This window comes from Bacillus sp. G1(2015b), from assembly GCF_001482475.1.
In the GTDB taxonomy this organism is placed as follows: domain Bacteria; phylum Bacillota; class Bacilli; order Bacillales; family Bacillaceae; genus Bacillus; species Bacillus safensis.
The window spans coordinates 258,633-285,173 of the sequence record NZ_LKIC01000001.1 but is presented as its reverse complement, the minus strand read 5'-3'; the positions used below and the strand labels follow the sequence as shown (position 1 = coordinate 285,173).

The following is a 26,541-nucleotide window of genomic DNA, read 5'->3' as shown; positions in this document are numbered from 1 at the left end:
TCCATCCCCTTTATATCCTTTTTTATTATTCTGAATATTTTTTGGTATGATAGAAAGTACCAATATCATTTTTTTCATGGTACCAGAGAGGATGGAATGGTGAGATGCTGACAATTCAACTAGATCAAACAGGGCAAAACGGATATATTTATCATCAAATTTATATGAAAATCAAAGAAGAAATCTTAAATCGCAACTTGCAGCCACACGATCAATTACCGTCCAAACGAGAGTTAGCCGATACATTAAACGTCAGCGTTAATTCAGTGAATGGCGCCTATCAGCAGCTGCTTGCCGAGGGGTATTTATACTCGGTTGAGCGCAAAGGTTTTTTCGTGGAGTCACTAGAAACGTTTCATGAATCTGGTCAGCTAAAACCCTCTTCTCTTCCTGTAGATTTAAAGGAAGAACCGATTGCACGAGACGACTGGTATTCTTTTTCACATATCTCCGTCGATACAGCGAACTTTCCATTTAAAAGCTGGCTGAAAAGCGAACAAAAGGCGATCCATCTCCACCAAGATGCCTTCGGTGAGCTTCCGCATCCACAAGGTGTGTATGAGCTGAGGGAAACGATTGCCCGGCTGATCGGACTTGCGCGAGGAGTCAAATGCTATCCAGAACAGCTTATTTTAAGTGCAGGCACACAGTCACTGATCCATTCGTTATCAAGCATTCTTCCAGCCGATCAAGTATATGGGCTAGAAAACCCTGGCTACCGCCGGCTCTATCAAATGCTGAAAAACAATCATCATCAAATTGAAACGATTGGCATTGATCAAAAAGGTGTGCGGATGAACGACATTTATAAGAAACAGCCGAATGTGTTGATCATCACCCCTTCACATCAATTTCCAACAGGGGTGATTATGCCGATTTCCCGGCGCATTCAGCTGTTAAACTGGGCAGCTGATCAACCAGACCGTTACATCATTGAGGATGATTATGACAGTGAATTTAAATATGGCACAGACAGCATTCCAGCGCTGCAAAGTCTCGATCGATATGACAAAGTCATTTATATGGGCACCTTTTCAAAATCATTGCTGCCCGGCTTGCGGCTAAGCTATATGGTGCTGCCTCAGCATTTATTGAGACGCTATAAGGAGGAACAGCATTTTTTCATTCAAACTGCTAATCTTTTTACACAATACACCCTTCTTCATTTTATAAAAGATGGGGCGTATCAACGGCATATTAAACGCATGAATGGTTTATATGAGGAAAAACGGAAGCAGCTCATTGAAGAGCTCAATACGGTTTTTGCTGACAATGTACGGATTATTGGAGAAAATGCTGGGCTTCATTTTATCGCAGAGTTCCGTTCAAATCGGACGCAGCATGAGATTTTACAGCGAGCGAAAGAAAGGAAGCTGAAAATGTACGGTATGGATCGTTTTACCCTTGATGAGCAATTGCCGGGGCATCAGCCAGGCTTTATCCCGCTCGTCCTCGGCTTTTCGCATATGAGGCGAGAGGATATTCAGCCGGCAGTGAAACGGCTGTATGATGCCATTTTCGGGAAATAAAACAGCCAGCTGCTCTTTATAGACAGCTGGCTTACCACCGCTTTTTATCTACAGCTAGAATCGATGACATGAGTCCAGGAAAAGCGGTGTCGATGTCTTCTTTTCTTAAAGAATAGTAACGGTGCTTCCCGTCAATTCTCACTTTCACAACGCCTGCCTCCCTCAGCACTTTGAAGTGATGGGAAAGCGTGGATTTGGCAATATTCATCTCATACGTGCCGCATGTCCTCTCCCCCGCTTCTGCCAAGCAGCGGACAATTTCTAACCGGATTGGATCAGCCAATGCGTGCAGCACAGAAATCAGTCTCATATCTTCTTTGTTTGGATGGTTTGGATTCGTCATACGATAAATGTATCGTATTTTGTGCCAACATACAATCTCATTCACCTAAAACTCATGAACTGACTAGGCATGTAACGATTTAACTTCATTCACGTCCATTACTTAAGAAACGCTGTATTGAAGGGAAGGAACCTTTTTTGATACGTAACATATGGTTTAGTTTATTGCTCTTGCTGCTCACGTTTTCCTTATGCGCCTGCCAGTCAGTCCAATATCATTCCCAGTCAAAACCACCTAGTGCGGAAGAGTTATTAGCTATGGATCAGCAGGCAGATTTATTTCAATGGGAAGGAACCGTGTATGAAACAAATGTAGATTGGACGACATCCTTACACGTCACAAAACATCAGCAAGTAGGTGTCATTCAGAAAACAGCCGCCAAAAATTTTGAACATGGTACAGCTTCTAGGCTGCAAAAAGGGACCGCTATTTACTCTGTGAAGGAGAGAGAAGACCTTTTGGTCGTTGAACTTCACGGCAAAACAAAAATATATGTCGCACATGCGGAAGGGTAAAGTACCTGTCATACAGACGGGTATTTTTTAAGTTCATTTTCTTGTCTTAAGGCATTGGTTTTGTTATGATAGCCAAAGTGACCACTCGGTTTCCATTGTGACCATATGGTTTTGCCGATTCGGAAAGGACTTAAGAAGATGAACGAAAAGCAAGAAGAGATTTTGCGGGTTTCGAAGAAATTGTTTTCTCAAAAAGGCTATATGAGTGTCTCCATGCAGTCAATTGCCGATGCCTGTAAAATATCCAAAGCGTCTATTTATAAACTGTTTGATTCAAAGGAAGCTCTTCTATTAGAACTGATTAAATACAATCAGCGCAAAATGAGAGAGATTTCCCGCATCATTCATTCAGAAACGACGCTGTCCAAAAAGGAAAAATTCACAAAGAAGATCAAGCTTGAGCTTGAAGAGTTTAAAGAGAATCATAAATTTTTGAACATGCTGTCCTTTGAAGCTTTTTCTCAGCATTCGCCCATTGTCATTAAGCATTTACGTGAAACACGCTCCATTATCATGCAGCGGCACAGAGACATTATTTTAAGTACATATGGTGAATCTGTCGCTCCATATGTCTGGGATTTAGTGATTGTTCTCAATGGATTAATGAGAGAATTCATCTTAATGCTGGCGATTGAGCAAAAAAACATCCAATTAGAAATTGCTGCCGAAATGATCATCGGTGTGATGGATCGTGTATCGAAAAAGCCTTGTTCCATTGAACCTGTGTTAACAGACGAGCTGATGAACTCTTATTTGCTTTCCTCACAGGACGAATATGACGAAGAAAAACTTGTCAATTCGTACTTAACAAAGATCAAACAAGAGCTTCACTCATGGCCAAACGGAGAAGAAAAAAATGATCTCCTCTCTGCGTATGAGCTGCTCAATCAGGAATTATCAAAGGACCAACCGAGAACCTTTTTAATCAGCTCACTGCTCGATTATTTAGGCAAAAACAGCGTTTTATCACAAAACGTGTCACAGCTGAAAAGCATCATTTTATAGATAAAGAAGGGATAACATGAACCAATCAACAACATCTTACAATCGATCTGTGATTGTTGGGATTTTTCTCGTTGGGGCATTCGTCGCGATATTAAACCAAACGCTTCTTATTCCAGCGATCCCACATATCATGGAGGACTTCAATATTGAGGTCAGCAAAGGACAGTGGCTTACAACAGCCTTTATGCTGACAAACGGGATTCTCATCCCGATTACGGCTTTCTTAATTGAGAAATTTTCGAGCCGTTCTTTAGTTTTAACGGCACTTAGCATCTTTACAGCCGGTACAATTCTTGCTTCATTTGCTACGAATTTCCCGGTGTTACTTGCAGCGCGTATCGTACAGGCAGCCGGTGCAGGGATTTTAATGCCGCTGATGCAAACGATCTTTTTAACCATTTTCCCAAAAGAAAAACGTGGGCAGGCAATGGGCATGGTCGGACTTGTCATATCGTTCGCACCAGCGCTTGGACCAACACTTGGCGGCTGGATTGTCGATTCCTTCAGCTGGAAGGCCCTGTTTTATATTGTTATGCCAATCGGTATCATTGATCTCATTCTTGCTTTCTTCTTAATGAAAAATGTGACGCAGCAAAGAGAGACACGTATTGATGTGTTATCTGTCATCTTGTCGTCCTTCGGTTTCGGCGGGCTGCTTTACGGATTTTCTAGTGTCGGCACATATGGATGGACGAGTGCAACTGTTCTCATTTCGCTGATTGTCGGCGCCGTGAGCTTGTTCTTCTTTATCCTGCGCCAGTCGAACTTAACAAGACCGATGCTTGAGTTTGGCGTATTTAAATTTGCGATCTTTAGCTTAACAACTTTCCTCGGGATGCTTGTCTTTGCTTTATTGATTGGTACAGAGACGATTCTGCCGCTTTATACGCAGAATGTCAGAGGGCTGTCTGCACTTGATACAGGGCTGATCTTATTGCCGGGTGCTCTCTTCATGGGACTCCTGTCACCGATTATTGGACGGATTTTTGATAAAGTCGGCGGAAGAGGGCTGGCATTAGGCGGATTTACGATCCTCACCGTTACCACCCTGCCATTTATGCTGCTCACCCTTGATTCATCGATCGCTCTCATTACGGTCGCCTATACGCTTCGCTTAATCGGGGTTGGGATGATCATGATGCCGCTGACAACGGCAGGTATTAACGCATTACCGCCTCATTTGATCCCGCATGGGACAGCGATGAATAACACGATGAGACAAGTAGGCGGTTCCATTGGAACGGCTGTGCTTGTTTCCATCATGAGCAGCTCTGCTGCAAATGCAGAATTGGCCAATCCATTAAAATCAGCCGTTCATGGAATGAATACGTCATTTTTCATTTCTGGTCTGATTGCAGTCATTGGACTCATTCTCTCCTTTTTCTTAAAGGCAAAACGTGATAACAAAGTGATGAAGCAGGAGATATCTTCCTCCTCCTCTTCTTCATAAGAAAAAGAGCTCGGCATATGGCCGGCTCTTTTTTCATATCATCATACAACACCGTCCTCTCTGTAAATACATTTGTGTTTTCAGCAAAGAAAAACCTTGATAATTTAAGGAAAAGAGTTGATAATAGGAACTATTCAATTTGTGAGAAAATTTTTACTATAGGAGATGTATGCATTGAAGGTCGTGAAATTTGGTGGCAGTTCACTTGCATCTGGCAAGCAGCTGCAAAAGGTATTTGACATTGTAACAGCAGATCCAGCTCGAAAAGCAGTCGTTGTTTCCGCACCAGGAAAACGGCATTCAACGGATACGAAGGTCACCGATCTATTAATTAGCTGTGGTGAACAATATTTACGTTTAGGCGAAGCACATGATTTAAAGGAAGCCGTCATCGAGAGGTATGCCTCAATAGCGGATGAACTCGGATTAGGTCAAGACATTATCGACACCATCAGGCAAGATCTAGACGCATTATTACAGGCTGATTCATCTCGCCCTGAGTGCTATCTTGATGCCATTAAAGCAAGCGGTGAAGACAATAACGCTAAGCTCATTGCCGCCTATTTCCGCCACCAGGGTGTGGAAGCTCATTATGTGAATCCAAAGGAAGCTGGTTTGTTTGTGAGCGATGAGCCTGGCCAAGCGCAAGTCCTGCCGGAGTCATATGATCATTTGTACAAATTAAGAGAGCGCTCTGGCATTATTATATTCCCTGGCTTTTTTGGCTTTAGCCTAGCAGGAGACATCGTTACCTTTTCGCGAAGCGGCTCCGATATTACCGGTTCCATTTTGGCAAACGGTCTAAAGGCAGACGTGTATGAAAACTTTACAGATGTGGATGCTGTCTACGCTGTTAATCCAACGATTGTTCATGATCCAAAAGAGATTACAGAGCTGACGTATCGGGAAATGCGCGAGCTGTCTTATGCTGGTTTTTCTGTGTTCCATGATGAAGCACTTATTCCGGCCTTCCGTGCAGGCATTCCAGTTCAGATTAAAAACACCAATAACCCGTCGGCAAAGGGTACAAAAATCGTGAATCAGCGGGACCATACAAATGGACCTGTTGTTGGAATCGCTTCAGACAATGGATTTTGCAGTATTTACATTAGTAAATATTTGATGAACAGAGAAGTCGGTTTTGGACGTAAGGTGCTGCAAACACTAGAGGAATATGGGCTTACGTATGAGCATGTTCCTTCTGGCATTGACGATATGACCATTATTTTACGGCAGGATCAGCTGGAGGAGCAGCATATTGAAGAAGAGCTGCTAGACCGCTTAAAGCTCGTGCTTGATGCAGATGAGGTCGTTTTAGAGCGGAATCTCTCGCTGATTATGGTTGTAGGAGAAGCGATGCGTCATAATGTTGGCACAACAGCAAGAGCGGCAAAAGCGCTGTCAAAAGCGAAGGTCAATATTGAAATGATCAATCAAGGTTCTTCAGAGGTCAGCATGATGTTTGGCGTCAAAGCGGCTCAAGAAAAAGAAGCTGTTCAAGCCTTATATGAGGAATTTTTCTCTATGTCTACTGTCCCTGTCTCCCTTTAATCAGCAGGCTGCCAGATCTTAAGATCCGGCAGTCTTTTTTCCTCTCACCGATTCGAGTTCTCTGCGCATTAAAGTGTATCTATTTCTCGTTTGATTTTGTATGATAGATACAAATCAACTATCCGTTCCGACCTATGATCGGAGCTACAAGGAGTCCTAAAACAATGCCTCGTCAACAACTATTAAAACAGTTTCGCAATTTTCATGATGCTTCTACTAGTATTTTAAACATGATGAGTCAATTCATTGGTGTGAATACACTGTTTATCGCTAAAAATGATCAAAACACCAATCAAATTGTAAAAGTGTTAAATCATGACGAGCAGCTTCTTGAAGAAGGGGAAGAACTTCCTTATGAAAAGACATTTTGCAAGCTGGCGGTCGACCATCAGGCTACACTTGTGATCCCTGACATTTCGAAAGATGACCGTTTTAAATACTTAGAGGTCACGAAAAATCTTCAAGGCGGCTCGTTCATTGGGGTTCCCATTGATTTCACAGATGGGACGAACTACGGAACGATTTGCGGACTTGATGTGAGACCAAATCATTTCACAGAAGAGCATGTGTATATGTTTGAAACGATGGCTTCTTTATTAAGCTACGTTCTCGAGCTAGACCGTGCCAACAGGCAGATTCAGCAATTGTCTGTACCGATCGTACCAGTTGTTGACGGTGTCGCCGTGCTTCCTCTGCTTGGTGATATTGAAGAGACACGTGCTCAGCATATTTTGGAAACCATTTTACAGGAAAGCTACAGGCTGTCGCTCTCTCATTTGGTTATTGATGTATCGGGAACAAAAAGCCTGAATGAACAGAGCATTCAATATTTGGTCAGCTACGCACAAACGCTGAGACTTTTAGGAATTTCGGCAGTTTTAACAGGCATTAAACAAGACCTTGCTTTAAGTGCGATTCAATCCAATATATCGTTTAAAGACATCACCATCCGAAAAGATTTACCGCAGGCACTTGCTCATATTGGGTTAACGTTTACCAAAAATGAATAAGTGGTGATTCACCAAAAAGGGCTAAAATGAACTTCATTTTAGCCCTTTTCTTCTGGAAACGGCAGTCGAATGGTAAATGTCGTTCCATTGTTTTTTTCACTTTTCATATCAATATGCCCTTCATGTAAGTCCACAAGCTGCTTCACGATGGACAAGCCCAATCCGTATTCTCCATACGGTGTATTCGTTCTTGAGATATCCGCTTTATAAAAACGTTCCCATATGTGTTTGACTTCATCTGGCGCAATGCCAATGCCTGTGTCTTCCACTTCAATGATCGTCTCTTGATTTCCTTGTTTTCCTCTTAAATAAATACGACCGCCTTCTGTGAATTGAATCGCGTTCTTTGTGATATTGACAAGCATTTGAATGAGCCTGTCATAATCCGCATAAACCTTTAGCTTGGGATCAACATCCACGATCAGCTGATTGTTTTTCTCTTCGGCGATTCGGCTCAGCTGCTCTTTCATCACTTCAAATGTGTCAATGAGTGGATAGTGAAATTTCTGAAGGGTAATTTGATTCGATCTAATTTTCTCATAATCCATATTTTCATTGACGAGGCGCAGCATACGTTTTGTCTCGTCAGTAATTAAGGAATAGCATTTCTCTTTCTCTTCTGCTGACACATCCGCTGTGTTCAGCCATTCCACCAGTCCTCGAATGGTGGTCAGCGGAGTTTTCAATTCGTGAGACACATCTGCGATGAATTGGCGTCTGCGCTTTTCGAGCCGGTCAATTTCCTCTCTTGATTGCTGAAGACGCTTGGTCATCATATTAAAATCCTCACCAAGTGTGCCAATTTCATCAAGGTGTTTGTTTTCAAGCTTGATGTTGTAATCACCTTGCGCAATCTTTCCAGTCGCCTCTCTCAACTTTTTGATGCGGTTCACATGAAATTTAGACAAGAACAGGCTGAGAATAAAGGTGATCGTCAGTGCCACAAATACGATGATATACAGATAACGATTCATTTGGGCGATGAGCTGTTCAGCGCCTTGAATCGGGGCAATAAGGACGACTCCACCCTTTAGCTTTCCATCCTCCATGACAGGGAGTGCCACAAGTGATGCCTCTTGATCAAGGCGGCGTGAATCACTTCGCTTGTCAATGATTTGCTCTCCTTTTGAGAGTTTGGCCCATAAATCCTTTGTCAATAATACTTCATGCGGCGGCATCTCTTGCTGCTGAGACAGAATATCTCCTTTTTCATCAAACACGAAAAAACGAATTTGCCTCGTCGAAAGAATATCTTCAAATGGACGCAGACGAAAGGTCATCTCGCTTTTAGGGAGTCGTTTATAATCTTGCAAGATTTCATTCCCATAGGAGCTCATTTCATTCACTCTGTTTTGATAGGCAATATCTTTCACAAAATGAGATAAAAGGGTGCTGATAATGACAATGGCGATGAGCAATAACCCAAGATGACTGATCAGCAGCTGATAAAAATATTTAATCTTCATCGAACTTATACCCTACGCCCCATACTGTATACAAAAAGGGCTTAGGACCGTCCCCAATTTTTTGGCGCAGCCGTTTAATATGGACATCTACCGTTCGTTCATCTCCATAAAATTGATATCCCCAAATTTGCTCAAGCAATTGTTCTCGTGAAAATACTTGCCGAGGATGCTGAATAAAAAAGCACAACAGATCGTATTCCTTCGGTGTGAGGTTCTCTATTCGCTCTCCATCCAGGAAAACTTCCCTCGTTTTCTTATCCAACTGAAAATGTGCTGTCTCCAGCCGTTCACCCTCATTCACCTTTTCTTGAGTCGTTGTATGAGCAAAGCGTCGTTTCACCGCTCTAATTCTTGCCATCAAGGTGAGTGGGCTAAAGGGCTTGGTCACATAATCATCTGCCCCAAGATCAAAACCAAGCACTTGATCAGATTCGGTTTCCTTTGCTGTCAGCATGATAATCGGAACATCACTGATCTGACGCACCTTTTGACAAATGGTCAGACCATCCATCGAAGGAAGCATGACATCTAAGATGAGCAGATCCCAATTCTCCTCTTGCTGAAAGCGATTCAGTCCTTCTAATCCATCATGAACGAATTCAGCTTGAAATCCCTCTCGTTGAAAAAACATATCCGTCATTGTACAAACACTCTGATTATCTTCAATCATTAATATTTTCATCATCAGCCTCCGCTGCTGCCATTGTTTTTCTTTATGTAGCTTTATTTTACATCTTCCCTCTCAAATCTCAATTGGATTCCACTGTTTTCATGAACTTATCATCGTTTGGTCATCTTTTATTCATACTTTTTGAAAGAACTAATACTGCGGTGAATCACCTGAGTTTTTTGATGATGGAATTGCAGAAGATGGTCAAGATGTTAGTTGAGTTATGATTCAACATTACTTTACAACATATCAAGATGAGGACATTGTCATTTATGGTTCTTTAACTCATGAGGAATTCTCATATATTTAGATAAAGAACTTCCTGACAGTTTATGATAGATCTATTTAAAAAAGCTCATCTCTATTGATGAGCTTTCAGATTGTTGACAAAGGGCTAAAATGATCTTTATTTTAGCCCTTTGTCTTCCTTTCAGCGTGATAGAAAACCTTTGCAGTCTAGGAAGGGCGAGCACCGGAGCGCAAAACTGACACCGAATGCGAGGGTTTGTCTACACGCTGAAAGCTCATCTCTATCGATGAGCTTTTTTATCATGCCAGCAACTTCAAATACGCAGCGTCGTTTCCCTCTTCAACCGCCTGTAAAATCTGCTGTGCTTGTGATGCGCTTGTGACGCTGCTTAACTTTTGTATGATATCTTCTTTCGATAACGCACAGCCTGGTGCTCCCTGAGGTACATCAACTCGTTTGCTGATAGTGGTGCCGTCAGATAAGGTGAGCTTCACAATCGTAAAGCGTCCTTTTGGAACAGCATCGGGATGGGGCTCTATCGTTTGATCATATCCTCTGCTCACCCGTTTCATCCATATCCGCATGTCTGATGGAATATTTTTTTTCGTAAAGGCATCCAGCGTAAGCGTCTGTCCAAACACTGCAAGTGCGATGACATATTCGACACTGAATCGTCCTTCTTCCCCAGTCAAAGGTGTTCGCTCAATAAGCGCTGCATCTCCGCCTGGCGGGAATATGACATCGACCTGTTTTACCTGCTCCGGCAAGAAAGACCGCTCTTTCATTAAGGATTGGATCGCATCTGCTGCATGGTGGGCTGCTGAGCAGAATGGATATACTTTGAACCACAGCCCAGGTGAAACGATACGCCATGTAGAACCATAGCCTTCTAGCAAACGGCTTTCCGCACGCTCCTGATCTCCATAGAGTGAAAAGAAACCGAGTGCGCCATCAAGAGCCGAGTCATTCCCGCCAAAACCTGAACAAGCTAAATCCATAGACCAAACGGCTGTTTTAGCAGCTAAGCCGGCTTGTAATGGTTTCATATCAGAGCCAAACTGCTTTCGCATTCCAGCTGATTGCGCTCCGGCAAAGCCGATTGCTTTCGTCAGTTCTTCTCGTGTGACCTGCTTCAAATAGCCAATCGCACATACTGCCGCAATGGCACCGAGTGTCCCCGTATTATGCCAGCCCCGCTCATAATGCGCCTTGCCGATGGATTCGCCAAGTCTTGCCATCACTTCAACACCTATGATGTAGGCAGCTAAAAACCGTTCGCCATACCCTTTGCCGTCTGTCAGCTGTGAAAGCAGCGCTGGAATGATGACGGCACTTGGGTGTCCTCTCACATCTGAATGGACATCATCATAATCAAGAGCATGGATGAGGTAGCCGTTCAGCATCGCTGCGGATTGGCGGCTCACCTTCCTCCCTTGTCCCATGACAGGAATCTGAGCGGCTCCGCCTTCCTGTTCAACAAGCTGCATCAGCTTCTGAATCCCTTCATCCTCTTTCGCAGCAAGCGCTGATGCCGCAGCATCTAACAGGCCATTTCTAGCCATTTGAATGGCCCGTTCATCTTGCAGCGGATCAGCAGAAAGCACTGCCTCTGCCAGTTGTTTTGTTAATTCCATGATCGAGACTCCAATGCCCGAACGGCAAGCTCAGCAAAGAAAGCAGCAGCAACCGGAAGTGCGTCTTCATTTAATGTAAACGCAGGGTGATGCCATTCCTTCGTACCACTGGTCCCCATCCATACAAAAAAGCCTGGAATGCGTTCTTGATAAAGGGCAAAATCTTCTCCGCCCGGTGACTGCTCTGCCTGCACGACACGTAAGTCAAGCGAGCCCGCCGTTTCTTCTACCACCTTTGTCAGACGCTCATCATTCATGACAGAAGGCAAATAAGGATGCCATCTCACTTCAGCCTCTGCTCCAAATCCTTCTGCAATTCCGTTGACGATTTGTTTCATGAGCTCTGGAATCATTGCTCTTACTTCAGGCTCAAACGTCCGCACCGTTCCTTCCATCTCGACACGGTCGGGTATGACATTCCATGATGTACCGCCTTGAATGCGTGTGATGCTGACAACCGCATGATGCAAGGAGCTGATGCGGCGGCTGACGATTTGCTGAAGGGCACTTGTGATCTGCCCGCTGATGGCAATGGGGTCCACCGTGTGATTTGGAATTCCGGCATGACCTCCCGTTCCTTTAATATCGATTTCAAACCGATCCACACTCGCCATCAATGCTTTTTCTCTAATGCCAATCGTGCCGACTGGCAGGTCAGGTTTGTTGTGCATACCGAAAATCGCATCGACTCCATCTAAAACGCCTGCCTCTATAACGTGCTTCGCTCCTTGAGCAACTTCCTCAGCCGGCTGGAACAAAATTCGGACCGTTCCTTTGATTTCGTGTTTCCGCTCCTTTAATAAAAGAGCCGCCCCAAAAATAGAAGCTGTATGGAAATCATGACCGCATGCATGCATTTTGCCCGGTACCTTTGAAGAAAATGGTTCGCCAGATGCTTCTTCAATCGGAAGTGCGTCAATATCAGCTCTCAGAGCAATCACCGGTCCTTCTTGTTCTCCTTTGATTTCACAGACAACGCCTGTTTGCAGGGCTGGGATATCAAGTACAGTGATCCCTTCCTCTTCTAACCAGCGGCGCAGTTTCTTTGTCGTTTCATATTCTTCAAACGCCAGCTCTGGATGCTCATGAAGCGCTCGGCGAATGTTGATTAAACGTTTGTTTAAAGCTTCATTTCCTAATGATTTCACTGTCAATCACCCCTCTAAAGAATAAAAAGCAGCTTATGCTTCTTCAGCCGCTGCTTCTTTTTGGATAAATCGTTTCGTCCGTTCATTCTTCGTTTCATCAAATAACTCAGTTGGCGTGCCCTGCTCAATAATATGACCATCTGCCATGAAAATCACATGGTCTGCCACTTCTCTTGCAAACGCCATTTCATGTGTAACGATGATCATCGTTGTTTCTTGAATCGCAATGGATTTAATGACTTGAAGCACACCTGAAACAAGCTCTGGATCAAGCGCTGACGTTGGTTCATCCAGCAAAATCGCATGTGGATCAACCGCTAACGCGCGGGCAATCCCAATCCGCTGCTGCTGCCCGCCAGATAATGTGACTGGATAGCTGTCAGCCTTTTGCTCTAACCCTACCTGCTTCAGCAGTTTCATACCGATTTCATTCGCCTGCTGCTTTGTCATTTTTTTCGTCACAAGCAATGATTCTGTAATGTTTTGTAGCGCTGTCTTGTTTTTAAATAAATTATAGTTTTGAAACACCATGGCCGTTTGTTGACGCAGGTGATGGGCTTCTTTACGTGAATATTTAGACGCATCGAGCTTCGCATCGCCAATTTCAATCGTGCCTTCATCTGGTGTTTCTAATAAATTTAAGCAGCGCAGCAAGGTGGATTTACCGGAGCCAGAAGGTCCGATAATGGCCACAACCTGCCCTTTTTGCACGTCGAGATTGATTCCGTCTAAGACGACAAGGTCGCCGAATGATTTCTTCAAATTGGTGAGCTTGATCATGTCCACACCTCCTTAATTCCGGTAAGGTTTGCTGATTTTTCGTTCAAATAGGTCCTGCAGGAAGCTATAAATAATCGTCATCACCCAATATACAATCCCTACGGCTAAATAGGTTTCAAAGTATTTATAGTTCGCCGATGCAATCATCTTCCCTTGTGCAAACATTTCTGCCACACCAATCGTAAAGGCAAGAGATGTTTCTTTTAAAAGACCAATAAAGGTATTCCCCGTCGCTGGAATCGCATTTCTGATGGCCTGCGGGAAAATAATTCTGACGTAAGACTGCCATCTTGTCATACCGACAGATAAGCATGCCTCAAGCTGCCCTTCATCCACTGAGTTCAGAGCCGCTCTGAAAATTTCTGCTAAGTATGCTGAGTTTTTAATACTTAATCCGATAATGACCGCTGTTAAAGCATCCATTGAGGTCATCGCAGGGAATAGCTGCGGGAGACCAAAATAAATGAGAAAGAGCTGAACCAAGGTTGGAACCGCTCTGAAGAAAGAAATATACAGCTTGGCAAATTGGTATAAAACAGGTATTCGGTTTTTCGTAATAAGAGCGAATACCACACCAATGATAATGGCAAATACCATGGAGACAATCGCCATGAAGATCGTTATCGGCAAGTATTGAAGCAGTGTCGGAAAAACCGTCACCATATACTGCCAATCAATTTTGTTCATGTCTGCTCTTCACCGCCGCTGTTGTTATTTTTTAATTGGCACTGTGACATCGTCTTTGAAATATTTCTCAGACAATTTCTTAAGTGTCCCGTCTTCTCTTAATTCTTTGATGGCTTTGTTAAATTCTTCTCTTAGTTTGTCATGCTTTTTATCTTTCGCAAATGGGTAGCCTACTTCTTCATACACAATTGGGTTGCCTACGATTTTCAGCGGCAGACCTGTTTTTTCAATTTGAGCAAGTAATACACTGCGTCCGTTGACATAAGCATCTACGCGGCCATTTGCCACTTCATTTAATACGCCGTCTTGCGTTTCATATGTTTTAATCTTAATTTTCTTATCTGGGTCTTTGCTCTCTAAGTTTTTAGCATGGTTAGAGCCAAGAACCGCCGCCACTGTTTTTCCTTTTAAATCATCAAGACCTTTGATGTCGTTGTTATCTTTTTTCACGATGATTTGTGTTCCTGCGTATGCGTACGTATCTGTAAAGTTAAATGTTTGTTTACGCTCGTCTGTAATGGCAACTTGGTTTGACACCGTATCGAGCTTACCAGATGTCAGCTGTCCCATTAGTCCGCTGAATTCGCTCAGCTGCCAGTCTAGTTTGTAACCAAGCTTTTTCGCAATGGCTTCTGTTACTTCAACATCGAATCCGACAAGCTTGCCATCGTCTTTATAAGCAAATGGATAGCTTTGTCCAGTAGCGCCTACTTTTAATACTTTTTCGTCTTTGCCTTCACTCTGATTGTTACCACCGCAAGCTGCTAAAACTGCTAGCATTGCTGCAAAAAGAACGACTAGCCACTTTTTGTTTTTCATGTTCGAAAACCCTTCTTTCGTCTTATGGTTGTGTGATATCTGATCTTAATTGTTTTTTAAAATAAATCGTGATATGACCTTTACCTAAATCCTTTTCTCCTGCTCTGACATAGCCTTTGCGCTCATACATTTCTACGAGCCACGGGTGCTTATCAGCTGTACCGAGTGACACGTACGGTACCTTTAGTGTATCCCTTAGTACTTCGGTTTCAACCCATTCCAGCAAGGCAGAGCCTGTCCCTTTTTTGGCGGCTGGTTCTGAGGCAAACCACCAGATGTGAGGGACGCCGAACGGTCCTGGCTGCTCTCCCCAAGGCATACGGAGTGATAAGGTGGATAGAAGCTCTCCGTCCTCTTCCATCACATAGCAAAGATTCTTTTGTACATTATTCTGAACGAGAGCGAAATCGGCATGTGCTGCTTGGAACTGGATGCCGAGCTCACGAATTGGCTCATAGGCTCTTGTTGTTAGTTCAAGCAGCGCCTCTATATCTGCCTCTGTTGCCAGACGAAACGTGTATCCCAACGTTAGTCACCTCACCTTATGTCGTGTAGCGATTTTTTGGCTCTGTTAGTCCGAGATTTTCTCGTAAGGTTTGTCCTGTGTAATCGGTTTTGAATAAGCCTCGTTCCTGAAGGATTGGGACGACGCGGTCTACAAACACATCCAGCCCTTCTGGCAAGAGCGGCGGCATGACATTAAAGCCGTCTGCTGCTTCTTCATTCAGCCATGTTTCCATCACGTCTGCCAGCTGCTCCGGCGTTCCAATGAAAATATTATGACCGCGTGAGCCGGCAACTGATTGATAGAGCTGGCGAATGGTCAGGTTATCCTTTCTCGCCATATTCATCACGAGATCAAAACGGCTTTTCACAGCATTTGACGTGCTCGGATCAATCTCTGGAAGCGGTCCGTCTAACGGATACTGAGACAGATCAATCCCGCCTAAGTAATTTTGCAGAATGCTCAGTCCAATCTCAGGAACAATCAGCTCCTGTAATTCTTCATATTTTGCTCGGGCTTCTTCCTCTGTCTCAGCAATGATCGGGAAGATACCCGGCATGATGCTGACGTCCTCTCTAGCACGGCCAGCAGCCTCTACTTTCCCCTTCAAGCTTTGATAAAATCCCTTCGCTTTTTCGAGATCGTTTTGTGCAGTGAAAATGAGCTCTGCTGTTTTTGCTGCAAGCTTTTGACCATCTTCGGAAGATCCTGCTTGAATGATCACGGGCTGCCCTTGCGGCGTGCGTGATACGTTGAGAGGCCCCCTGACTGAGAAGAACTCACCTTTATGCTGGAGCTCATGAAGCTTACTAGATTCGAAGAATTCTCCTGTTTCCTTGTTTCTGACAAGGGCGTCTTCCTCCCAAGAATCCCAGAGACCTTTGACGACTTCGACGAACTCTTCTGCCCGTTCATAACGTTTATGGTGTGCTAAATGCTCTTCTCCGCTAAAATTTTTCGCTGTTTCTTCAATAGAAGATGTGACCACATTCCATGCCGCTCTTCCGCCTGATAAATGATCAAGGGAGGCAAACTGTCTTGCAATATGGAAAGGCTCACTGTATGTAGTGGAAGCTGTTGCTGCTAAACCAATCGTTGAAGTAGACTCAGCAATCGATGAAAGCAGCGTGAGCGGTTCAAATCTCGTTAATACGTTCGGATGAGAGGTTTGATTAATGGATAAACTGTCAGCTAAAAAGAGCAAATCCAGCTTTCCTTCCTCTGCCTTTTTCGCTAATTGTTTAAAATAATCTAGGTTCATGGCTGCGTCTGGTACTGCATTCGGATGTCTCCAAGAGGCAACGTGATGTCCAGTTCCTGCGATGAATACGCCTAGCTTGAGCTTCCTTTTCGGCTGTGACACTTGTTCTTCATCCTTTCTATATCCTACATGTATCAAACTGAAGTCCTTAGAAGATACATTTTTCTGATTGAATTAATCGGTTTTATTAATAAAAAAAGGGCAAATGTTGCGAAAAATGAAAAATAATTATTACTATATGCCCTTTTTACAGGATTGTCAACCGCCTTCTGAACCTCCAAAATAAGGGATTTTAAACGCTCATGATGGCGTATCAATCTCAATATTTCCGATGAGCCGGTCTGTGGTATGTGTCAACAATTGACTGCGCTCCAGCATGTTGTGAGCGATGACAGAATGAGTGGAATTTGCGGTGCGGACGGCAATCGCTTTTTGAGGAGATAGATTGATGATGTTATTGCGCAGCACACGAGCTGAGGAAGCCTGGTCAATAAAGATCGCTGTCGGCTGTCCGATCGATCGATTTAAATAGAAGCGGTTATCTCCAATTTGTGGTGAACCATTTTTAATATACATCACCACATATAAGGATGTTTCTTCAAAGGAATTGTCTTTAATTTCTAATGCCCCTGTCGTGCTACTGTATACAGCGTAGTTTTGATAGTTTTTAAAGCGATTCTGCCAGATGAAAGCCTTTGCATTTTCGGTGACACTGATCGTATAGGAAGAATCTAGCTCCGGGTGTCCTTCTTGAATAAAGTGGTTGCCGTTGATCCCTGTTTCCCCTTCCTGCACCCAGATTCCTCTGCTGAATTCTTTGAATTGATTGTGCTGAATAAGGATATTCGTTCCTCTCACCACGGCCGCATCGATAACAGAATAGACCGTATTGTTTGAAAAGACGACACTATCCGATTGATAGATACGCAGGGAGGCGCTCCTTTTTCCGGTACTCGTTCCTGATTCAATATGGTTTCCTTCTATTAGAATACGATTCGCCATATAAACGGACACAGCCGCATCTTCAAAAAGACTAATTTTATTACCTGTAATGTGAACACTGTCTCCCCTCACATCAATCCCTTTTTCAAACCCCTCAATCATATTGCCAATAATAATCACATTGTTTTCCGTTTGACCAAGTGAGACGCCTAAGCTCGTAATCCCTGCTTTTGTAACACCTCCTCCCACTGCACGAATCATATTGTTGGCAATGATCGTTTCGGTGGAGAAGCCATAGGAGATACTGCTATCTGTATGGTTGCCTTCAATGATCACACCATAGCCATTAAAGTTATAGATGGAGCTTGCAGCACCTCCTCTGACGATGTTGTTTCGAATCTGAATATTCAGCGGTTCTTCCATATTAACGGCATTTTCTCCATAGCCTTCAATATCAATGCCCATTCTCGGCTCGACCCCATTTACTCCTGCTCTTTCCAAGAGACAGTCCTCCACAATGACCCCATCACAGCCTGTAATCGAAATATTGTTGCGTCTCGAATCGGTGATGGTGCAGCCGGAAATATCAATAGATGCAGCAGGCGAGTACGGTTCCCCCTCTGTCAATAAACCATGGGGACTGACAATAATGCCGTCTCCCATACAATTTTTTATTTGGACATGATTCACCTCGACATGGGAGGCACCTTCAATGCACACCCCAAAGCCCCATTCATGGGTTTTTCGTTCAGAGGGTAGCGGCTTGTATACATGCTCATGACGATCCCCTTCAATACGTCCGCCTCGGATGGTCACATTCTGAACCTTTCCTATATAAAAGGCTGCATACCCCCATGAATCATTTGGTTTTACCTTTATCACAGCGTCTGAAGCCATCTCAATGCATATATGACTTGGCACCCGTATACCTGCACCTCGGAAAGGAAAAAATGAATCACCTCTGTACACCGCATCTATTAAATATGTGCCGCTCGGCAGCCAGACATGGGAATACCCTTGTGCTTTTGTCCATTCTAAACATTCATTGAGCTTGGCTGTGCAATCCGTTTTCCCGTCAGCAATCACGCCAAAATCTAGTACATTGACAACAGGTTTTTTTAGATCAGCTTCATTCAATTCCCCCAACCTAAATCACTCCTTTTCACACATGTTCTCTCGTCATTCTATGCATGTGGTAAAGGTTTGCTTGTACATTGATTCAAATTTTAAATAAATTCTTCCGGAATAACTTTCCGATAATTTTTACTTCAATGAATTTTTCATTTTTTTGAGTCTTTAAGCCTATTGAACTAACATTTTCCTGTTTTAGAATAGTTTTATATTGACACAAGAACTATACAAGAATATCATTTTTCTCATATCTCTTTTTTTAAGAAAGGATCTATGCCATGTCTACAATTGACCACGATAAAATTGTTAAAAGTGTTCCTCAAAAAGGGTTTTTTGGACATCCTAAAGGACTTTACACACTGTTTTTCACTGAATTTTGGGAGCGTTTCTCCTATTATGGCATGCGTGCACTGCTTATTTATTATATGTACACAGAGGTGACAAAAGGCGGTCTAGGCTTTGACCAGACGACAGCCAATTCGATCATGTCGGTCTACGGTGCGCTTGTCTATATGTCAGGAGTTATTGGCGGATGGCTCGCCGACCGGGTATTTGGTTCGTCCAGTACGGTGTTTTATGGCGGAGTTTTCATTATGCTTGGCCACGTGATTTTGGCTTTGCCAAGCGGAGCAACAGCGCTCTTTATTAGTATGGGACTGATTATTATTGGGACAGGTCTTCTTAAGCCAAACGTTTCAAACATTGTTGGCGACCTGTATACAAAAACAGACCCGCGCAGGGACTCTGGATTTAGTATTTTCTACATGGGGATCAACATGGGTGGCTTTATCTCCCCATTAATTGTCGGAACACTCGGTCAAAAAGTGAATTTCCACCTCGGGTTCTCACTCGCTGCCGTTGGGATGCTTGTTGGACTCATTACATTTGTGGTCACAAAAAAACCGAACCTTGGTCTTGCCGGCACTTATGTGACAAATCCATTATCAGCTGCCGAGCGTAAGAACTTCAAAATTTACGGATCATTGGTTGTGATTTTGCTCGCAGTTTTTGCTGTCATTGGCATTCAAACAGGCGCACTCACAATTAATCTATTCACTTGGTTTGTCAGTGCCCTTGGTTTACTCATTCCGATTGTTTATTTCATTGTCATGTATTTCAGTAAAAAGACGAGTGCAGTGGAGCAATCCAGGGTTCTCGCTTATATTCCATTGTTCCTTGCTGCCGTGATGTTCTGGGCGATTCAAGAACAAGGCTCAAACATTTTAGCGACATATGCAGATCAACGAACAAACTTGAATTTTCTTGGGATGACACTAGCGTCTTCATGGTTCCAATCATTGAACCCAATCTTTATTGTGCTGCTGTCTCCAGTGTTTGCTTGGTTATGGGTCAGACTTGGGAAGAAACAGCCGTCTACCCCGATTAAATTCTCACTCGGCCTTCTGTTTGCGGGGTTATCCTTCATCATCATGATCATTCCTGCATACATGTCCGGTCCGAACACACTTGTGAGCCCATTATGGCTCGTTCTGAGCTTCTTCCTCGTTGTGATCGGAGAGCTCTGCTTATCACCAGTTGGACTGTCAGCGACAACAAAGCTGGCACCTGCTGCCTTCTCAGCGCAAACGATGAGCCTTTGGTTCCTTTCAAATGCGATGGCACAGGCGATCAATGCGCAAGTAGTCAAACTGTTTGATAAAGTGCCAGAAACCGTCTATTTCGGTATCATCGGATTGCTGGCCATCGTTTTATGCGTTGTAATGCTATTACTGACACCAGTGATTAAGAAAGCGATGAAAGGCGTTCATTAATAAAAAACTGGACATGAGTACATCATGTCCAGTTTTTCACTTTATTGATGATCAGTCTTCATATAGAAATTTTATATCTTACTGCATGATTCATTCGTTTTCATTGGTACTGTCTCATTTATTTCGATGTTAAAATAATTCACGGCATTGTGATAACAAATATCTTTGACTATTTTTCCTATAAATTCGTAATCCCTTGGAAGCTCACCATTTTCTATCCAAGTCCCAAATAAATTACATAAAATTCTTCTGAAATATTCATGGCGAGGGAACGATAAAAAGCTTCTGGAGTCTGTAAGCATACCTACGAAAGTGCTAAGCAAACCTATATTAGATAATGTTTTCATTTGATCTAGCATGCCGTCTTTTTGATCATTAAACCACCACCCAGATCCAAATTGAATTTTTGCTCTGGCATCAGAAGATTGAAAATTCCCTATAGTAGAGGCCACAATCGCATTATGAACGGGATTTAAATTATAGATAATGGTTTTAGGTAAAAGGTTATCTTTGTCTAATTCATTCAAAAAACCATTTAAATGTCTTGCTAGGTGGAAGTCAGACATAGAGTCGTACCCACTATCTTTTCCCGTTAACTTGAACATTCGTGTGTTATTATTCCTTAAAGCACCTATGTGTAATTGCATGGTCCAATGAAGAGAATGATATTTTTTACTCAGGTGAAGAAGAGTGTTTGTTTTAAATTTATTGATATCCTCTTGGGATAGTGTTTTTCCTTGCAGCGCACGTACAAATATAGAAGATACTTCTTGTTCAGTAGCTGGTGAAAATGGAAATATTTCAAAACCATGATCAGACATTCTGCATCCATTCGCGTGAAAATAATCAATTCGTGAATGTAATGAAGCGATAAAGTTTTCATATGTTAAAACAACGCCGTTGATTGACTCACCTAATTTTTCTATATAATTCACAAAATTTGATTGTTCAATATTTAAAGCTTGATCCGGTCTAAATGTAGGTAGGACCCTAGTAGTAATTCCTACATCTTTACGTATGATTTGATGAATTTTTAAAGTATCGATTGGATCATCAGTCGTACATACAACTTTTACATTAAATTTTTCTAAAATTCCATTTGTGGACATGTTCCTTTCATTTAATCTCTCATTACAGATATCCCAAACTTTATGTGCATTTTTTTCTGAGAACAACTCATTTATATTGAAATAACGACTTAATTCTAAATGTGACCAATGATAAAGAGGGTTTCCTATTGTATATGGAACCGTTTGGGCCCAAGCTAAGAATTTTTCCTTGTCACTTGCATTCCCCGTGATCAATCTTTCTTCTACACCAAACCACCGCATAGCCCTCCATTTATAGTGGTCTCCATTAAGCCAAATATCAGTCATATTTTCATATTTTTTGTTAGCAGCAATGTCATCAGCCATTAAATGCGTATGAAAATCATAGATTGGCATATTTTTCGCGTAATCATGATAAAGAACTTTTGAACTTTCGTGATTAAGCATCATATCTTCGCTTAGGAATGTAGACAATATAGTCACCTCTATACTTATGTTTAGAAAATCTCAATTAAATGAAATAAGGTGTTATTAACAAAAATAACACCTCACTTTTTTAGATCTTACTTAATTCAATCTCCGTATTTACATAGATTGCGTCTCGTTGTGCAATTAAGCATAGTTCTGCGGCTTTAAAAGTATGCTCTTGAGTCATAGCATTTTCAGTATCGTTTAAACAATCTAAAATAAGTTCACCAAAGTAAGGGAATCCTACTTCTCCATTTAGAGAAAAATGTTGCTCTGTCTGTTGATTTACTAAGTATAAATGGTCTCCTGTTTTATCCCTTGCTATGTCTACGTATTTGCGAATTTCAATATACCCATCTGTTCCAAGAATGAATGTACGCCCATCCCCCCAAGTGCTAAGGCCATCAGGAGTCAGCCAGTCTACTCTAAAATAGTTTGTAGCCCCATTATCCGCAATTAAAGTAGCATCGCCGAAGTCTTCCAATTCTGGATACTGATGATGTTTATAATTGCCCACTTTACTATGTACAACTTTTGCATCTTTTGCGCCAGAATAGTAAAGGAATTGTTCAATTTGGTGACTACCAATATCACATAGAATACCTCCATAATACTCCTTTTCAAAAAACCAGCTTGGTCTGCTTTCTACATTACTACGATGTGGGCCAGTCCCAAGAACTTGTACCACTTTTCCAATGGCTCCTTGTTCAATCAATTGACCAGCAAATACGGCACTCTCCACGTGCAAACGTTCACTATAATAAACAGCCCATTTAAGCCCCGTTTCAGCTGTTTTTTTACGAGCAAGCTCCAATTGTTCTAACGTTGTAAAAGGTGATTTATCCGTAAAGTAATGCTTACCATGATCTAAAACACGCAGCCCTAAATCACAGCGTTTAGATGTAATGGCTGCGCCTGCCACGAGCCTTACATCAGGATCTTCGAGAACTTCTTTCTCACTTTTGGCTGCCTGTACCTCCGGATATGCTTTACAAAATTCTTGTACTTTTTTCTGATCATGATCATACACCCATTTTAATGTAGCCCCAGCCTCAGTTAATCCATTGCACATTGCATAGATGTGTCCATGATCAAGACCTATAGCTGCTATTACGAATTGTCCTTCTGTAACAACAGGGGCACTTTTTCCCTTAGGAGCATAATTCATTCCATCACTTTTCTGCATGATTTGTTCCTCCTCTAGCTAGCTTCCAGTTTATTTTTAATAATTTATAACGTTAGACTCATAGTTTCTCGTAATTTCCTCCAACGGTTATCGTATCGTCTGAAAAATTTTCTACACTGCTTTGTTTTTCATAAAAATGCTTAACGTTCGCGAGCATGCCTTCACGTGTGTAAAAAGGATCGTCTGCTAAAAGAGGAAGCTTCACATGAACACCTTGGTTTGCAGATTTATAGATGGCTGTAATAAGTTCTAGTGTTTTTCTTCCTTCTGTTCCATCAATTAAAAGCTTCTGGTTACCCTTGATAGCCATTAAAAAATTATTTATTTGTCCTTTATGCCCTTCAAATAGTAATTCCGGATATTGATTAAAAGCTTCCTGAATACGATTTTCTAAATCCTCATCATTTTTCTCTTGAGGAAACCCATTTTCTTTAGCTATTTGAGCATTTACTTTCCATGGGACAGATACTCTAGCTTTTTCACCTTGAAAAATCAATTGTTGTTCTTCTCCATGATGAACAACAGAACTGGTTACTTGAGCTAAGCTGCCATTTCCATAGCGAAGTACAGCAATCGAAAGGTCTTCAACCTCTGCATTATCATGCAAGGTATTACTAGTTGCTGCAAAAATGTCAGTCGGCAATCCTAACATCCATTGCAACATATCAATATGATGGACAGCATGATTAAGTGTACAACCTCCACCTTCTTTTTCCCATGTACCGCGCCACCATAAATCATAGTAACTATGACCACGCCACCAAAAAGAATCAACTTGAGTATGAGCGATTTTTCCAATGAGGTTTTGATCAAGGACATGTTTTAATCTCATAATGGGCGTCATAAACCTGTTTTGAGCAACAACGGATAAAAGCTTTTGGCTTTCAATAGATGCTTTTATCATTTCGTCACATTCTTTTAGAGAAGAAGCCATAGGTTTTTCTACTAAGACATGTTTGCCTGCTTTAAGAAAATCGATGGCAATGGTTGCGTGCATATAAGGAGGTGTACAAATGGAAACGGCATCAATCGTAGGATCATTCAATAACTCTTGGTAGTTAGCGACAACTCGTGCTTCTAGGTTATATTTTGTTGCTGCAGACATTGCTTTTTCAGGATAAATATCAGCTAAAGCTACAATTTTACTGATTTCAGGCATTGCAAGATAAGCCTCGATATGGGCAGTTGCAATAGATCCAGTTCCTATAATTGCGATGTTGGTCATATCAATCTTTCCCTTCTGCAAGAAGATAAATTTTCACTTCTAATAATGAGATAGCGCTTTCAAAAAACTGAATGATTCACCTAACTGATAGATCAGAGTACCGTTCGTTCTATTAATATTCTAGTTATACTAGTATGGTAGCTCAAAAACATTATAACTCAATCTTTTTGAATTTTGTATAGTTTTTTGAATTTTCTTTTTAATATCCCTCACTTTTATGATTGATCATGGCTTACATAGTTAGAATCATCAAGAGTTATAAATGCTCACAGGGTAATATTCAGAAAAATTAAATTAGTGTCTACCATTCTAATGCACTTGTATGGTAGTATGTTAGAGAAAGGAGATTAGAATAATGAATATTGATTTTAAAAACCAAAACCTCTCTACGAGGGAACAAGTTTACAATATGCTAAAAGATCAAATATTAAGCCTGAAGCTTCCACCTGGGACAAATATTTCTGAAAAAGAAATATCCATTCAATTTAATGTTAGTCGAACTCCTGTAAGAGAAAGCTTTTTAAAATTATCTCAAGAAGGATTATTAAGTATCTACCCTCAACGAGGTACATTTGTTTCTTTAATTGATTTGAACCTTGTGGAGGAAGCACGGTTTATGCGAGAACATCTCGAGAAGGCAGTGATTAGACTAGCCTGTCAGGAACCTTCTGAAGAGTTGATTAATGATTTAGATATGAATTTAAGTATGCAAAAAATTTGCGTTAAGAAAAAAGATTATAAAAAAATGTTTGAATTAGATGAGGAGTTTCATAGAACTATTTTCAAGCGGTGTAAAAAAGAAAAAACATGGTTAGTTATTCAACAGATGAATGTACACTTTAATAGGAGTCGCATGTTAAGGCTAGTAACAGATTATAATTGGGATAATATTTTTTCTCAACATGTAAATATCTTCAAAGCAATACAAGATCAAGATGCTGATAAAGCTGAAACAATCATGGAAGAGCATTTGAAAATTGCACTTGTTGATAAAGAATTATTGAAGAAAGAATATCCAAATTATTTTAAATAAAAATAGGTTGTTACTTATATTTTAGGGGTGATGGTAGATGAGGATGACATTTAGATGGTTTGGCGAAGGAAACGACACAATCACACTGGAACAAATAAAGCAGATTCCAGGAGTGGAAGGAATTGTTTGGGCACTGCATGATGTGCCCGCAGGAGAAGAGTGGCCACTAGAAAGAATTGTAGAAATGAAAAAATTAGCTGATAAACATAACCTTCATATTGAAGTGGTTGAAAGCGTGAATGTTCATGAAGACATTAAGCTCGGACTTCCAACTAGAGATCGATACATAGAAAATTATAAGAAAACAATTCAGAAGCTAGCAAAGGTCGGTGTTAAAGTCATATGTTATAACTTTATGCCTGTATTTGATTGGATCCGTACAGACTTAAATAAAACACTTCCTGATGGCTCTACAGCTCTATTTTATGAACATAGTCGAATTAAAGATATTGATCCGAAAGACTTAGTAAATAAAATTAGTGAGAACTCCAGTTTAACCATGCCAGGTTGGGAACCAGAGCGGTTAAATCACCTCCACCACCTTTTTGAAGCCTACAGAAATGTAACAGACGATGATTTATGGGACAACTTGAAATATTTTTTAGATCAGGTTATTCCAATTGCAGAACTTCATGATATTAAAATGGCTATTCATCCTGACGATCCACCTTGGCCTGTCTTTGGTCTACCGCGAATAGTAACTAACCAAAAAAACATCAGAAAAATTTTACAACTAAATAATAGCCCACATCATTGTATAACGCTCTGTACAGGATCTTTAGGAGCAAACTTAGAAAATGATTTAGTTTCTATGATTCACGAATTTATTGATAGAATCCCATTTACTCATATAAGAAATGTACGTGTATATGATAACGGGGACTTTGTTGAAACATCGCATCGATCAAAAGATGGATCAGTAGATGTTTCAGCTATTATACACGCTTATTATGAAAGCGGATTCAAAGGTTATTGTAGACCCGATCATGGAAGACACATATGGGATGAACAATGCAGGCCTGGATATGGTCTTTATGATAGAGCACTTGGAATTATGTATTTGTGGGGAGCTTGGGATGCTTTACAAAATAAACATTCTGTATGAAAAGAAG

23 protein-coding genes are annotated in these 26,541 nt (G+C 41.6%); 9 read left to right on the top strand and 14 right to left on the bottom strand.

Features of this window, described 5'->3' with window-relative positions; translation table 11 throughout:
- Positions 1-104 precede the first annotated feature (104 nt).
- On the top strand, positions 105-1,529 hold the full coding sequence (gabR, locus tag AMR95_RS01205; protein WP_058837330.1) for a MocR-like transcriptional regulator GabR: 1,425 nt from the start codon (positions 105-107) through the stop codon (positions 1,527-1,529).
- A 31-nt stretch (positions 1,530-1,560) separates the two neighbouring features.
- Here the strand turns inward: gabR and AMR95_RS01200 are convergent, their stop codons facing one another.
- On the bottom strand, positions 1,561-1,872 hold the full coding sequence (locus tag AMR95_RS01200) for an ArsR/SmtB family transcription factor (protein WP_047202727.1): 312 nt from the start codon (positions 1,870-1,872) through the stop codon (positions 1,561-1,563).
- 137 nt (positions 1,873-2,009) lie between these two features.
- Here AMR95_RS01200 and AMR95_RS01195 point away from each other — a divergent pair, with 137 nt between their 5' ends.
- The 5 genes from AMR95_RS01195 to AMR95_RS01175 all read left to right on the top strand — a co-directional run bounded on the left by AMR95_RS01195 (position 2,010) and on the right by AMR95_RS01175 (position 7,403).
- Positions 2,010-2,387: a hypothetical protein gene (locus tag AMR95_RS01195; protein ID WP_039176531.1), complete on the top strand. Its 378-nt coding sequence runs from the start codon at positions 2,010-2,012 to the stop codon at positions 2,385-2,387.
- A gap of 138 nt (positions 2,388-2,525) precedes the next feature.
- A complete protein-coding gene (locus AMR95_RS01190) occupies positions 2,526-3,392 on the top strand; it encodes a TetR/AcrR family transcriptional regulator (RefSeq protein ID WP_228280305.1) in 867 nt (288 codons plus the stop codon).
- 16 nt (positions 3,393-3,408) lie between these two features.
- Positions 3,409-4,842: an MDR family MFS transporter gene (locus tag AMR95_RS01185; protein WP_039176526.1), complete on the top strand. Its 1,434-nt coding sequence runs from the start codon at positions 3,409-3,411 to the stop codon at positions 4,840-4,842.
- 174 nt (positions 4,843-5,016) lie between these two features.
- Positions 5,017-6,393, top strand: coding sequence for an aspartate kinase (locus AMR95_RS01180; RefSeq protein WP_058837328.1), 1,377 nt, complete (start codon positions 5,017-5,019; stop codon positions 6,391-6,393).
- Between the two features lie 164 nt (positions 6,394-6,557).
- Positions 6,558-7,403 (top strand): GAF domain-containing protein, encoded by an 846-nt coding sequence (locus AMR95_RS01175; RefSeq protein ID WP_039176521.1) that lies wholly within the window; start codon positions 6,558-6,560, stop codon positions 7,401-7,403.
- 38 nt (positions 7,404-7,441) lie between these two features.
- On the opposite strand, the gene AMR95_RS01170 is transcribed toward AMR95_RS01175, so the two are convergent.
- From AMR95_RS01170 to AMR95_RS01125, 10 genes are all read right to left on the bottom strand, one after another.
- Positions 7,442-8,869 carry a sensor histidine kinase gene (locus AMR95_RS01170; RefSeq protein WP_058837327.1) on the bottom strand — a complete coding sequence of 476 codons (1,428 nt, stop codon included), beginning with the start codon at positions 8,867-8,869 and terminating at the stop codon, positions 7,442-7,444.
- A complete protein-coding gene (locus AMR95_RS01165; RefSeq protein WP_058837326.1) occupies positions 8,859-9,551 on the bottom strand; it encodes a response regulator transcription factor in 693 nt (230 codons plus the stop codon). The genes AMR95_RS01170 and AMR95_RS01165 overlap by 11 nt, the downstream gene beginning before the upstream one ends.
- 537 nt (positions 9,552-10,088) lie before the next feature.
- Positions 10,089-11,423 carry an MmgE/PrpD family protein gene (locus AMR95_RS01160; protein ID WP_058837325.1) on the bottom strand — a complete coding sequence of 445 codons (1,335 nt, stop codon included), beginning with the start codon at positions 11,421-11,423 and terminating at the stop codon, positions 10,089-10,091.
- The gene (locus AMR95_RS01155) at positions 11,414-12,571 is read right to left on the bottom strand and encodes an amidohydrolase (RefSeq protein ID WP_058837324.1); all 1,158 of its coding nucleotides are present in this window, start codon (positions 12,569-12,571) and stop codon (positions 11,414-11,416) included. Before AMR95_RS01155 ends, AMR95_RS01160 begins: the two co-directional genes overlap by 10 nt.
- Positions 12,572-12,604: 33 nt before the next feature.
- Positions 12,605-13,351 (bottom strand): amino acid ABC transporter ATP-binding protein, encoded by a 747-nt coding sequence (locus tag AMR95_RS01150; RefSeq protein ID WP_039176505.1) that lies wholly within the window; start codon positions 13,349-13,351, stop codon positions 12,605-12,607.
- Between the two features lie 12 nt (positions 13,352-13,363).
- On the bottom strand, positions 13,364-14,038 hold the full coding sequence (locus tag AMR95_RS01145) for an amino acid ABC transporter permease (RefSeq protein WP_024427305.1): 675 nt from the start codon (positions 14,036-14,038) through the stop codon (positions 13,364-13,366).
- A 24-nt stretch (positions 14,039-14,062) separates the two neighbouring features.
- Positions 14,063-14,857, bottom strand: coding sequence for an amino acid ABC transporter substrate-binding protein (locus AMR95_RS01140; RefSeq protein ID WP_058837323.1), 795 nt, complete (start codon positions 14,855-14,857; stop codon positions 14,063-14,065).
- 22 nt (positions 14,858-14,879) lie between these two features.
- The gene (locus AMR95_RS01135; RefSeq protein WP_058837322.1) at positions 14,880-15,383 is read right to left on the bottom strand and encodes a GNAT family N-acetyltransferase; all 504 of its coding nucleotides are present in this window, start codon (positions 15,381-15,383) and stop codon (positions 14,880-14,882) included.
- Positions 15,384-15,399: 16 nt separating this feature from the next.
- Positions 15,400-16,725 carry an LLM class flavin-dependent oxidoreductase gene (locus tag AMR95_RS01130; RefSeq protein WP_058837321.1) on the bottom strand — a complete coding sequence of 442 codons (1,326 nt, stop codon included), beginning with the start codon at positions 16,723-16,725 and terminating at the stop codon, positions 15,400-15,402.
- Between the two features lie 198 nt (positions 16,726-16,923).
- The gene (locus AMR95_RS01125; RefSeq protein WP_058837320.1) at positions 16,924-18,711 is read right to left on the bottom strand and encodes a right-handed parallel beta-helix repeat-containing protein; all 1,788 of its coding nucleotides are present in this window, start codon (positions 18,709-18,711) and stop codon (positions 16,924-16,926) included.
- 263 nt (positions 18,712-18,974) lie between these two features.
- Here AMR95_RS01125 and AMR95_RS01120 point away from each other — a divergent pair, with 263 nt between their 5' ends.
- Positions 18,975-20,468 (top strand): peptide MFS transporter, encoded by a 1,494-nt coding sequence (locus tag AMR95_RS01120; RefSeq protein ID WP_058837319.1) that lies wholly within the window; start codon positions 18,975-18,977, stop codon positions 20,466-20,468.
- A 71-nt stretch (positions 20,469-20,539) separates the two neighbouring features.
- Here AMR95_RS01120 and uxaC read toward each other — a convergent pair whose 3' ends face one another.
- The 3 genes from uxaC to AMR95_RS01105 all read right to left on the bottom strand — a co-directional run bounded on the left by uxaC (position 20,540) and on the right by AMR95_RS01105 (position 24,396).
- On the bottom strand, positions 20,540-21,991 hold the full coding sequence (gene uxaC / locus AMR95_RS01115; protein ID WP_058837318.1) for a glucuronate isomerase: 1,452 nt from the start codon (positions 21,989-21,991) through the stop codon (positions 20,540-20,542).
- Positions 21,992-22,073: 82 nt separating this feature from the next.
- Positions 22,074-23,171: a Gfo/Idh/MocA family protein gene (locus AMR95_RS01110; protein ID WP_039176497.1), complete on the bottom strand. Its 1,098-nt coding sequence runs from the start codon at positions 23,169-23,171 to the stop codon at positions 22,074-22,076.
- Positions 23,172-23,229: 58 nt separating this feature from the next.
- The gene (locus AMR95_RS01105; RefSeq protein WP_058837317.1) at positions 23,230-24,396 is read right to left on the bottom strand and encodes a Gfo/Idh/MocA family protein; all 1,167 of its coding nucleotides are present in this window, start codon (positions 24,394-24,396) and stop codon (positions 23,230-23,232) included.
- A 355-nt stretch (positions 24,397-24,751) separates the two neighbouring features.
- Here AMR95_RS01105 and AMR95_RS01100 point away from each other — a divergent pair, with 355 nt between their 5' ends.
- Both AMR95_RS01100 and uxuA read left to right on the top strand, forming a co-directional pair.
- Positions 24,752-25,429, top strand: a complete 678-nt coding sequence (locus AMR95_RS01100) for a GntR family transcriptional regulator (protein WP_039176486.1) — start codon at positions 24,752-24,754, stop codon at positions 25,427-25,429.
- Between the two features lie 37 nt (positions 25,430-25,466).
- On the top strand, positions 25,467-26,534 hold the full coding sequence (uxuA, locus tag AMR95_RS01095; protein WP_039176484.1) for a mannonate dehydratase: 1,068 nt from the start codon (positions 25,467-25,469) through the stop codon (positions 26,532-26,534).
- Positions 26,535-26,541 lie beyond the last annotated feature (7 nt).